Origin of the sequence: Dyella sp. (genome assembly GCF_036568765.1) — a bacterium.
In the GTDB taxonomy this organism is placed as follows: domain Bacteria; phylum Pseudomonadota; class Gammaproteobacteria; order Xanthomonadales; family Rhodanobacteraceae; genus GSA-30.
In genome coordinates, this window is sequence record NZ_DATCRY010000068.1 from 1 (window position 1) to 11209 (window position 11209).

Here is an 11209-nt window from a genome sequence, read left to right on the forward strand (position 1 = left end):
GGCAATTGTCGCCAAGCCCGCCGAGGCGCAGACCGTCATGTTTCCCTCATGCTGAGCGGATCGATCGGGATGCCCGCCATGTATGCAAAGGCTTTAGCGGAGCCTGCTCGCGCGGCGGAGGATACGGGAGTAATCGATCGCCTCGACTGGCCAGCAATCGCCACCCACCTGGACGGGGAGGGCTATGCCTTGCTGCCTGGCCTGCTGGGGGCTGAGAGGGTGCACGATCTGGCGGGCAGGATCGATGATATGAACGCTTACCGCGTGTCACTGGCCGCTACCGGTTTAGGCAGCGGCGAGCTCTTCTACTTCGATCACACGCCATGGGCGGAATGGCGTGCGGCGTTTTATCGCCACCTTGCCATCATTGCCAATCGCTGGAACGAAACGTTGGGCATCGCCGATCGCTATCGGCCAGAGCTGCCCGATTCCTATGAGGCCGATCGAAGCGTGGGGCAGGCGCAGCGGCAGTCTTATGTGTGCCGGCTCGGCACAGAAGATTATCTGTCGTTGCACCAGCATGCCAGTGGCGAACGTATATTTCCGCTGCAAATCGTCGCATTGCTGTCCGAACCGGAAAAGGATTTCGAGGGAGGCCAGTTCGTCATGGTCGAACGACGCCCGCGCATGCAATCTCGGCCGATCGTGTTGCCGCTTCGGCTCGGAGACGCAGCGATCATTTGCGCTGCCGATCGCCCGTTCCGAGGCAACTCGGGCTATTACCGGGTCAACCTCAAACATGCCATCAGCCGTGTGCATCGCGGCGAGCGTATCGGCGCGGAATGGTCGTTTCACGATGCGTGGTGACCGAGATGGCTCGGCAGCACAAGACATTTACTTTGATCGGCCAGGACGGCAAGCCGTATCGAAGCGCAGTACCGGGTAGCTTGGGTGGCCATCGAGGCAGCAGGATCTATGGTCGCCTCGATTGCCGCGCAGCGCTTCGCGCAATCGCCAGGGGCGGCTATATAAAGCGACGTGTATTCTTCTGCGGCGAAGCCACTGCGATTGCCGCAGGCTACAGGCCATGTGCCCTATGTCTTCCCGAGAAATATAAGTCCTGGAAGGAGGCCAGGCCAGCTAGATAAGATACCGTTTTTCTGAGTGTATGCCTGTCGTTGCAGCAGCAAAGACTGGCATGCGGTGATGCGTCCATGAAATAGGGGCGGCCAGACTCTCGACTTCAACGGCATGCGCGTCATACACAAGACGCTTTCAATGGAAAGAATCCCCGAACCGCGCGCTGGTCACGAAGGTCGCTATCGATGCCCGGCACGAGATGGGCGTAGCCCTCACTCACATAGCGAGCACCGGGCCCGGGATATACCTCAGTGAGGAGGGCGTCGATCGTGATAGTGCATGATGATCCCCGGATCTTCAGGTGCCTCCGGATGGTACGAGCCAAATTTAGGTCTCGCATGCTCGGAATAAAGGAATGCACCCATCAACACCGCCCCAAGGCCGGGTAGCAGCCAAACGACGCAGACCTGCCCAAGCTTCTGCTTTCGGGTGCAGCCAGGCGAGAAGGCGAGAGCAAGCGACATGACGCTGTTTATCGCCGCCAATACATAGAGAGCCATTTCGACACTGCTCATGATCGATGTGCACCTCTTGGAGCTAGCGGTTCGGCAAAACCCGGACAACGCCGGTAGCGCGCTTGCGCTTGGCGACATAAAGCGCACCGTCGGCTGCGTCCAGCAAGGCGCGGGCGCTCTGGCCGTCCTCCGGCGAGGTAGCGACACCGATGCTGATGGAGGGGAGGGTGGGTTCCTGAGAGCTGGCTTCCGCGATGGCAGCGGTCATGCGATCGGCGACCTGTTGCGCGTGCTCTTTATTCGAGCCTGGGAGGATGGCTAGAAACTCGTCGCCGCCATAGCGGCCCAGGCGATCGTTTTCCCTGAGCAGCGCGGTGAGCTTGCTCGAGACCCATACGAGCGCCCGATCGCCTGCACCGTGCCCGTAACGGTCGTTGATGGGCTTGAACCCGTCCAGGTCCATCATGAGTACCGCCAGGGGTTGATGGGCGTTGACGTGGTCGACCAGTTCCACGTCCAGCGCGGCCTGAATGCCACGTCGGTTCAACAGCCCAGTGAGTTGGTCGGCATTCGCCTGATTCAGCAAGCTACCTTGGGTCGATTCCCAATAGGCCGCCATTTCGTTGAAACGCTCAGCCAATGCGGTCAATTCGTCGTGGCCGGTAACCTCGGCTCTCACGCCGCGCGCGCCGGTACCGAGTGCATGCGCTGCGCGAGCCAGATCGTCGATAGGGCGAAGCAACGACTTGAGCAGGAAGGCGACGAGTACGCTTGCGACCGTCAATGTGACCACCCAGCCCCACAGCAGCCATTCCAGCTGCCGGTGCCGTTCTCGTATCGCACGCTCGTATCGTGCCTCCACGGCGCGTGCCATTTGCTGTCTGGCATGCGCTACATGTCCGATGGTTTCTTCAAGCTCTTTGCGCGCCAGGGATTCGCCAGTGCGATCCGGCGGTCCATACGAATGGACCTGTTCGACCAAGCGCTCCACCACGGGACGGGCAGCGAGCCAGGCCCGGTGCGCCGTGGCGACTTCGTCTGTCGGCAAATCGCTACGAAAGTGCGTCTCTTCGACAATGGCGAAATTGCTGTCGATGCTTTGAGTGAGTGCAGCGAAGCCGGGCATGGATTCATGCGACTCGGCGGCCAGCTCGATAACCAGCGTGCGTTCCAGGTAATGTTCCAGCGTGCTCAATGGCAGCAGTGTATGGACAGACTCTTCGACAGCATCGCGAAAAGCGATTTCCTGGCGATTGAGCACAATAACGCTGACGATACTTAAACCCGCCATGGGCAACAGCAGTAATGCCACGATCAAGGTGATCCGTCGCCGGACAGACAGATGACGGAATGCGCTTCCAAGCATAGCCACCCCCCAAGCGGGCTTTCGTGGATTATAAGGCGAGAGCGATCGAGCCTGGCAATCGTGGCTTGTGCGGAAATCAGGGAAACCTGCTCGACATTGTGAATAATCTGTCTACATCGATGAATGATGCTTGGGTTTGCCTTGACCGGCGGCGATGGGCTGAGGCTTTACCGTGAGCTCGACAGAAAAGGCTTGCAAACCAAAAAACACCTGAGAAGCGCGGCAGGGCGCTCGTTGATTGTTCAATCGTTGTTTGTCACGGTGGGTTTGTATCGGGCCGATTGGCCGGGACCTGGACAATCGGCCAGTTTTTCACGTTGTTGGCAACGATCACGGCGGACTGGTCTTTGGCTACACCGTTCTACTATGGATGACACGACCATAGGGATGGTACGGTCTGGATTAAGGCATGGTGCCGCCGTAGATGGCATCGATCATCAACCTGGATGGACAGACATGGCTAAAGTGACCGGCATCGGCGGCATCTTCTTCAAGAGCAGAAATGACAACGCTGCACTTGCCGCCTGGTACAAAAAGCACCTGGGCATGCCGCTTGAGGTCTGGGGCGGAGCGATTCTGCGATGGCCGGACGACAAGGCCGAAGACAAAGGACTCACCGTCTGGACCGTCGCGGAGAAAGACAGCCAGTGGTTCAGCCCCAGCGACTCGGCCTTCATGATCAACTATCGCGTTGACGATCTCGATGAGTTGATCGCAAGCCTGCGCGCGGACGGTGTTGAAATCGTTGGCGGTCCCGAATCTCACGAAAACGGTAAGTTCGCCTGGATCATGGATCCGGATGGGAACAAAGTGGAGTTGTGGGAACCGATGGCTTGGGACGAAAAGAACAAGAGCGCGTAACGCTTCCGCTCTGGCGATCGTCTCTGCTCGTGCAGAGTTTGCCGCGGTGGCGATAAAAAACGCGGTTTTTTGTCTGCTACCACCTCTTCCAATGAATGATACACATCATTCAAAAAACTCATGCCTACTCTTTTGCGTGCTGCGCGAACATCAAATAAGTTTGAAAAATCGTTCGAAGGGTTGAACATCAAACGCAGACTGCGCATCATCGTTTCGCCGCTGGAAAAAGCAGCGGCCGGGCCTGGAAACCCGTTTGTTTGATCGGTGTCCTAAAGGCGCCGTAACGTTTACGGCGCCTCATTTGTAGGCGTTACGGCGCCCCTCTGCCATAATTTTATGGCGGACGTGTCGGGAGGGCTTCGGTCCTGCCGGATACTGCCGATCAAGCACCGGTTTTCCAGCCCGACACGTCCGCCACCCGCAATCTCGCGCGTGGCGGCCCCGAGCAAGGAGCCCGCGATGACCGACAGCACCGTCGAACCCCACGATATCCCCTCTGACCTAATCGAAAGCGTGCTGCGTCATGCCAAGGGCATGCGCGATAGCGGCAAACGCCATGGGAGTCTTCAATCCATTGGTTTGTCCGAGCTCACATTAGTGCTCGAGTCACGCTTGTCCAACGCGAGCCGATTGGCTTGCCATGCCCTCCTGCAACCGGACGAACGGCGCAACGTTCTACGTTCGATCGCCGCGTTGGATCATTTGATCTGCGAGGCGTTGGAGTTATGCAGGACGATTCGACGACTTAGATCGGAGGAAGTAATAGCGGACCACTAAGGAGGAACCGGGACGATAGGTAGCTCTTAGTCCGCGTCGGGACGTCGGTTTGCTGCGCCTCTGAATTTTTCGATTGCTTCATTCACAGCTTTTTGTGTGCAGCGGTAGTCGCATTTGTCCAGCGTGCTCATTTTTAAGAGCACGCCCTTGATTACGTCTTCAACTTGTTTTCTAAGCTCTGGTTCCTATCGTAAAAAGCCCCGTTTATCCTGAGTACGTTACACAGGAGGTCGCCGGGGAAGTGCATTCCTTCCGCTAGCGGGCTTTCTTCCAGTGCAGTCAAAGCGAACGGCATTACGTGCTTGACCCCAATTCCTTGGCCGAGAAGCATGCGTAAATCTTCGGTTGTCATGTTGCCGAGTGGCTTATGGCGCAATTTATGACAGGCGTTGGCTATATAGGAATCCAACTGAGATTCGCCCCAGTCGCTACCTTCAAGCTGGGTCAGTGTTTTTCCTTTGACCGACTCTGGATTGCAGCTCGTCATGTGCATCGCAGCTCTATTGGGCAATCGATGAATATCTAGCTTCCGAAGCGCCAGAAATACCCGATCAGCGATCTGCACGCTTGAGTTCAAAGCATATAGCGATTCCCGGCATGAGGCTCTAATTGTTGCGGGTCGCTGGGAAAGCGAGGATGGAACATGAAGCGTTGAAGATTCTCAGAATCTCCGATTTGCAGGTCGACAGGCTTCGGCTAACGAAAGATCTGGGCCGATCTTGATCTGCGACGAGATTCCAAGAGATGGCTAAAGAAGATGGATCATCAGGCATAAAAAAACCCGCAAGTCTGCGGGCTTTTCCTTTGTTCCTTGGACTCTGTGGCAAGTCTAGAAACATCCACTTGGTACCGGTGATAGGACTCGAACCTACACGACATCGCTGCCAGTGGATTTTGAGTCCACCGCGTCTACCATTCCGCCACACCGGCACGTGTGAGCGGTGCATTATGCACACTTCAGTGGACCGGGTCGAGCCCCAGTTTGCGTTCCTGGCGCTCGTAGTGGGCATCTTCGTCCACCGGCTTGAAAACGGCGCAGCGGGTCATCTGGCCGGAGTAGATGTGTAGGCTGACCGCGACTTCCTCGGTGGGGTTGCGGATGGTGTGGTACTCGTGCGGCGGGATCAGGCTGCCGGCGGAGCCGGGGCCGGCCTGGATCGAGCCGACCGGCTGGAAGCGCCACATGCCGTCTTCGTCGGCCAGGCGTTCGTACTGCACCACCTCCAGGGCACCGCTCCAGACGCCTTCGACGCACCACATGCCGTCGTGGTCGTGGATCGGAGTGCCCTGGCCGGGGCCCCAGGTCATCGCTACCACACAGTAGCCGTACTGCTCGCTGCAATAGAGCTCGCGGCGGGCGTAGCGGCCTTCGGCGGTTTCGAAGACGCATTCGGGAAGCTCGACTTCGTGGCCGCGGATGAGCTTGCACAGGCTATTGCGCAGGCTGTCGGTGATGGCCGGGGTGGTGCCCTTGGCCACGGCCGCGTCGATCTCGTCGATCAGCTTGCGGCAGCCGGGGAATTCCATGGTGAGCATGTGCGGTTCTCGGTACGGCAGGTGCGGGGTGAGTTTACCAGCGTGGGGGAGGGGTGTCAGTTTGGGGACCACTGGCTGGGCGGCATATGCCTACCGGAGCCTGACTGGCACGACATCGCAGACTGGCTTCCTCCCCCCGTAGACAGGGGGAAGGGCGTATGTGCGGGGGAGTTATCGCAAGGAGGTCAAAAAACCACCGATCGCCCGGCTGTAGTTCTCGATATCGACCAGGAACGCATCGTGGCCTTGCGGAGAGTCGAGCGCGACGAACTCGACGTCGGCGCCTGCAGCCTTGAGGCCTTCGGCAATCTCTTCCTGCTGTTCGAGCGGAAACAGGATGTCGGTGCTTACACCGATAACCATCGCGCGCTCGATATGGATGCGCTCAAGGCCACGTTGCACGTCGCCCTCGCCGTACTCGGCCACATCGAACCAGTCGCTGGCGCGCGACAGGTACAGATAGCTGTTCGGGTCGAAGGTGTGCACGAAGCGGCGCGCGTGGCCTTCCAGATAGGATTCCACCTCGAATTCCAAGCCGAACGGATCGTCGTCGCGCTGCTCGGGGTTGAGGCGGATGCGGGCGAAGCGGCCGTTCCATTCCATTGCCGAACGGTAGGTGATCACGCCGAGCTTGCGCGCGATGCTCATGCCGGCTTCGGGGTAGCTGTCGTGGCTGTACTGGCCCTCTTTCCAGTTCGGATCGAGGCGGATCGCTTCGCGCTGCAAGGAACGGATGGCTATGGCGAAAGGCTGTGCGCGCGGCGCGGTATCCACGCTGATGTGCGCGCGGACACTGCCCGGATGCAGCAGCATATAGGCCAGGGCGCTCATGCCGCCCATGGAGCAGCCGATCAGGCAGGCGAGTTGCGCGATGCCCAAACCGCTTACGGCTGCGTGCGCGGCGTTGGCGACGTCTTCGAGCGAGAGTTCGGGAAAGCTCAGGCGATAAGGCTCGCCGGTGGCTGGATCGAGCGACGCGGGGCAAGTGGAGCCTTTGTCGCTGCCCAGCGAGTTGACGCAGATGACGAACCAGCGATCGGTATCGATCGCCTTGCCCGGTCCGATCATGTCTTCCCACCAGCCGGGCGAAGGATCCTCGGCATGAGCGGCGGCATGCGCGCTGGGCGACAGACCGGTAAGGATCAGCACGGCGTTGTCGGCCGCGGCGCTGAGCTTGCCCCAGGTCTCGTAGGCAACGTGAGCACCATGCAGGACGCCGCCGCGTTTCATGGCGAAGGGCGAGGGCAGTGCATGGTAGCGACGTGCGTCGTGCATCAATGTTCCTTATCGATGGTGAGTTTGATGGGGTTCTTGTCGGCCACGTCGACAACGCCGGCATCGCCTTCCAGATCGCCGCTCTGCGCGATGGCCTGTCCGCTCTTGCTCACGCGTGCGCCGATAAACGCGCGCTGGACGCTGGACAGATTGTGCTGCGGCATCATTGCCATGGCATCGGTGAGTGTGACATGGACCGGCCACGCCGTGGGGGCAAGCTTGGCCACGGCCAGCGGCATGGGTGGGCCCTGTTCGGCGCGGGCATAGACAAACAGCGTGTCGCCCGGTGCGAGCTTGGCTTTCAACGCTGGAGAAAGATCTACTTCCACCTGCAAGGCCGGGCCGGTGGCGACATCCGCGCCGGGCGCGGGTGTGGGCGCGATACCGGCGCGCGACTGGGCGACGGCAATCTGTTCGGTGACCGCTTGCGCAACCTTGGAGCCGGGATCGAGCAGCGGCTGCAGCCGTTGCCAGGTGGTGGCCGCTTCGGCGAATTTCTGGTGCTGGAACTGGCTGATGCCAAGCAGCCACAGGCCGCGCTGGTTGGTGGCGTCCAACTGCACCGCACGCTCGATCAGTTCCAGTGCGCGGCCGTCGATCGTGTGATCGGGGCGCACGACCGAATCGGCCTCGGCCCAGCCCACCATGGCGCCGGTGTTGTTCGCATCCAGGCTCAGTACCTTGCCATAAGCGTCGCGCGCTTCGGCCGGTTTCTGCATGGCGCCGTAGGTTTGACCCAGCAGCATCCAGCCCTGCACATCACCGGGCTTTTCCGCCAGATGCTGCGTCAATTCGGCCAGCGCCTGATCGATATTCATGGGCGCCTGCTTGGGAACGCCATTGAGCGCTACCGGCGTGCCGACCGCGAAGTACAGCCCTACCGCGGCAATCGGCAAAGCCAGGGCAATGGCCAGTGCAAGGGCGAATACTTGTCGTGGCCGGCCAGCTTCACGCGCGCGGCGGATCATCGGCAGCAACACCAGGGCCAACGCCACGGCCAGCATGGCCGCGACGATCGCATAGAAACCGAATATCACCAGTCTTCCCCTTGATCGTTCGTCGCGCTGTCGATCGGCGTTTCGGTGCGCCCGCGCTTGCGAATGGTGAACACCACCACGCCTGCGCCGGCCAGCAGGATCGCCAGCGGTCCGAACCACAACAGCAAGGTGCCGGCCTTGACCGGCGGGTCATACAGTACGAAATCCGAATAGCGATCGACGAGATACTGCTTGATCTGGTCGTCGCTCTTGCCGGCCTGCATCTGATCGAATACCTCGTGCCGCAGATCGCGCGCCAGATCGGCGTTGGAGTCGGCAAGGTTTTCGTTCTGGCACACCAGGCAGCGCAGTTCGCGCGTGAGTTTCTGGAAGCGCACTTCTTCGGCGCGATCTTTGAATGGCAGCGGATCGATCGCTTGTGCAAAGACCACGCCGGAAGTCAGGAGCGCAAGCAGGCAAAGCAGTGATGGCAGCCTGCGCATCATGGCTGCTCCTTGGCCAGTGCAGCGATCGCAGGCTTGAGTTCCTTGGCGATCACGTCGCTGGTGAGCGGGCCGATGTGCTTGTAGCGGATCACGCCCTTGGCGTCGACAAGAAAGCTTTCCGGTGCGCCATAAACGCCGAAATCGATCGCGGTGCGACCTTCTTCGTCGGCGATGATCAGGTCGTAAGGATTGCCGTGCTGCGCCAGCCAGGCCTTGGCGTTCTCCGGCGCATCCTTGTAGTTGTAGCCGACCAGCGGCACACCGATGTTCTTGCCTTCGCTCATCAGCACCGGATGCTCTTCGCCACAGGCGATACACCAGCTGCCGAAGACATTGATCAGATATGGCTTGCCGAGCATGGAATCGCGACTGACCGTCCGGGACGGCTCGTCCAGCTTGGGCAATACGAAGGCCGGTGCCGGCTTGTTGATGAGCGGCGAGGGCACTTCGCGCTGATCGTGCTGAGTGTTCCACCAGATGCCGAAGCCAAGCAGGCCCGCCAGCAGCACGAAGGCGAAGAAGGGAATCATCCGCCTCATGCTTCGGACTCCTGCAGGGGAGAAGGCTTGGTGTTGCGCGCGGCTGCCTCGGCACGGCTGGCACGGAAGCGACGTTCGCCGGCGCTGACAAAACCGCCAAGCATCATGAACAGGCCGCCGAGCCAGATCCAGCGCACGAACGGCTTGTAGTAAAGGCGAAGCGCCCACGCACCTTCGGCGTGATTGGGATCCATCGGTTCGCCCAGTGCGACATAAAGATCGCGGGTCATGCCCGGGTCGATCGCAGACTCGGTCTGTACCTGGCCGCGCGAATACACGCGCTTCTGCGGATGCATGACCGCCACGGGCTGCCCGCTGCGTGTGACGGTCACATCGCCCTGATCGGCTTTCCAATTGGGGCCTTCGGTTTCGCGCACGCCATCGAAGCGGAATTCGTAACCGCCGATGACCTGCGTTTCGCCCGGCGCCATGCGCACGTCGCGTTCGGCACTGAGCGATTCGGACAGCAGCACGCCGACCAGGAACACACCGACACCGAAGTGCGCCAGCAGCATGCCGGCCATTTCGGCCGGATAGCGGCGGCCGCGCGGCATCTCGCGCCAGCGTTTGATCACGTAGAGCAGGGTGCCCAGGCCGGTCCAGATGGCGGCTGCTACACCGGCAATGGCTTTGGTCTGGCCGTCGGTGACGATGGCCGCAACGATGGCGCTGCCGACCGCGGCAAGGCCGGCGCGCATCAGCACCTGCTTGAGCGGTGACGTGTCGCTCTTGCCCCAGCGCAAGTAAGGACCGAACGGCAGCAGGAGCACCACCGGCAGCATCAGCAGCGTGAACAGGAAACCGAAGTAAGGCGGGCCGACCGAGATCTTGCCCAGGTTCAATGCGTCGCCGATCAACGGGAACAGCGTGCCCAGGAGCACCATCGCGGCCGCGACCGTCAACATGAGATTGCCGACCAGTACCGCCGATTCGCGCGAGATCACAGCGAACGGCTTGCCGCCAGCGACCTTGGGCGCGCGCAGCGCATACAGCAACAGCGAGCCACCCACCACGATGACGAGGAAGCACAGGATGAACAGCCCGCGGCGCGGATCGGAGGCGAATGCATGCACCGAAGTCAGCACACCTGAGCGCACCAGGAAGGTGCCCAGCAGCGACAGCGAGAAAGCGAAAATCGACAGCAGGATGGTCCACGCGCGCAGGCTACCGCGCTTTTCGGTCACCGCTTGTGCGTGTACCAGGGCGGCACCGACCAGCCAGGGCATGAAACTGGCGTTCTCCACCGGATCCCAGAACCACCAGCCGCCCCAGCCCAGTTCGGCGTAGGCCCACCAACTACCGGCGACGATACCGGCAGAAAGGAAGCCCCAGGCGATATTGGTCCATGGCCGAGCCCAACGCACCCAGGCCAGCTCCAGTTCGCCACCAAGCAAGGCTGCGATGGAAAAAGCGAAGGCCACCGAGAAACCGACATAGCCCATGTACAACACGGGCGGATGGAAGGTCATCCCCGGGTCTTGCAGCACCGGATTCAGGTCCCCGCCGTCCAGTGGCATCGGCAGCACGCGCAGGAACGGGTTCGAGGTGAAGATGATGAAGGCCAGAAAGCCCACTGCGACCAGGCCAAGCACGCCCAGTACGCGCGCGATGAAGATCTCCGGCAAATGCCGGCTGAGTGCCGCCAATGCCACCGTCCACACGTTGAGGATGAAGATCCACAGCAGCAACGAACCTTCGTGCGCGCCCCAGACGGCGGCGATACGGTAATACCAGGGCAAGGCGAGGTTCGAATTGTCGGCGACATAGCGCACCGAGAAATCGAAATGCAGGAACGAGGCGACGAGAATGAAGAACGCTGCCGCTACGAATACGGCTT

The 11209-nt window shown here is 60.5% G+C and carries 12 protein-coding genes and 1 tRNA gene; 3 read left to right on the forward strand and 10 right to left on the reverse strand.

Annotated features, from left to right (window positions below):
• Nucleotides 1–249 precede the first annotated feature (249 nt).
• A complete protein-coding gene (locus VIM98_RS05495) occupies nt 250–807 on the forward strand; it encodes a 2OG-Fe(II) oxygenase (RefSeq protein ID WP_331992094.1) in 558 nt (185 codons plus the stop codon).
• A 521-nt stretch (nt 808–1328) separates the two neighbouring features.
• Here VIM98_RS05495 and VIM98_RS05500 read toward each other — a convergent pair.
• Together VIM98_RS05500 and VIM98_RS05505 are read right to left on the reverse strand one after the other, a co-directional pair.
• A complete protein-coding gene (locus VIM98_RS05500) occupies nt 1329–1595 on the reverse strand; it encodes a hypothetical protein (RefSeq protein WP_331992095.1) in 267 nt (88 codons plus the stop codon).
• A gap of 22 nt (nt 1596–1617) precedes the next feature.
• Entirely contained in the window at nt 1618–2847 is a 1230-nt protein-coding gene (locus tag VIM98_RS05505; RefSeq protein WP_331992096.1) for a GGDEF domain-containing protein, read from the reverse strand.
• 510 nt (nt 2848–3357) lie between these two features.
• Between VIM98_RS05505 and VIM98_RS05510 the strand changes: the two genes are divergently transcribed.
• Together VIM98_RS05510 and VIM98_RS05515 are read left to right on the forward strand one after the other, a co-directional pair.
• Nucleotides 3358–3762 carry a VOC family protein gene (locus VIM98_RS05510; RefSeq protein ID WP_331992097.1) on the forward strand — a complete coding sequence of 135 codons (405 nt, stop codon included), beginning with the start codon at nt 3358–3360 and terminating at the stop codon, nt 3760–3762.
• A 459-nt stretch (nt 3763–4221) separates the two neighbouring features.
• Nucleotides 4222–4539, forward strand: a complete 318-nt coding sequence (locus VIM98_RS05515) for a hypothetical protein (protein ID WP_331992098.1) — start codon at nt 4222–4224, stop codon at nt 4537–4539.
• 151 nt (nt 4540–4690) lie between these two features.
• On the opposite strand, the gene VIM98_RS05520 is transcribed toward VIM98_RS05515, so the two are convergent.
• From VIM98_RS05520 to VIM98_RS05555, 8 genes are all read right to left on the reverse strand, one after another.
• On the reverse strand, nt 4691–5104 hold the full coding sequence (locus tag VIM98_RS05520) for a contact-dependent growth inhibition system immunity protein (RefSeq protein ID WP_331992099.1): 414 nt from the start codon (nt 5102–5104) through the stop codon (nt 4691–4693).
• Nucleotides 5105–5383: 279 nt separating this feature from the next.
• Nucleotides 5384–5469: transfer RNA gene (locus VIM98_RS05525), tRNA-Leu, on the reverse strand.
• 27 nt (nt 5470–5496) lie between these two features.
• Complete coding sequence (locus tag VIM98_RS05530) at nt 5497–6075, reverse strand: cysteine dioxygenase family protein (protein WP_331992100.1); 579 nt, start codon at nt 6073–6075, stop codon at nt 5497–5499.
• A gap of 171 nt (nt 6076–6246) precedes the next feature.
• Nucleotides 6247–7350 (reverse strand): homoserine O-acetyltransferase MetX, encoded by a 1104-nt coding sequence (gene metX, locus VIM98_RS05535; protein ID WP_331992101.1) that lies wholly within the window; start codon nt 7348–7350, stop codon nt 6247–6249.
• Nucleotides 7350–8387, reverse strand: a complete 1038-nt coding sequence (locus tag VIM98_RS05540; RefSeq protein WP_331992102.1) for a c-type cytochrome biogenesis protein CcmI/CycH — start codon at nt 8385–8387, stop codon at nt 7350–7352. Before VIM98_RS05540 ends, metX begins: the two co-directional genes overlap by 1 nt.
• Nucleotides 8384–8833 (reverse strand): cytochrome c-type biogenesis protein, encoded by a 450-nt coding sequence (locus tag VIM98_RS05545; protein WP_414650191.1) that lies wholly within the window; start codon nt 8831–8833, stop codon nt 8384–8386. Before VIM98_RS05545 ends, VIM98_RS05540 begins: the two co-directional genes overlap by 4 nt.
• Nucleotides 8830–9372 (reverse strand): DsbE family thiol:disulfide interchange protein, encoded by a 543-nt coding sequence (locus tag VIM98_RS05550; protein WP_331992103.1) that lies wholly within the window; start codon nt 9370–9372, stop codon nt 8830–8832. The genes VIM98_RS05545 and VIM98_RS05550 overlap by 4 nt, the downstream gene beginning before the upstream one ends.
• A partial coding sequence (locus VIM98_RS05555) for a heme lyase CcmF/NrfE family subunit (RefSeq protein WP_331992104.1) occupies nt 9369–11209 on the reverse strand: 1841 nt, incomplete at its 5' end. The genes VIM98_RS05555 and VIM98_RS05550, both read right to left, overlap by 4 nt.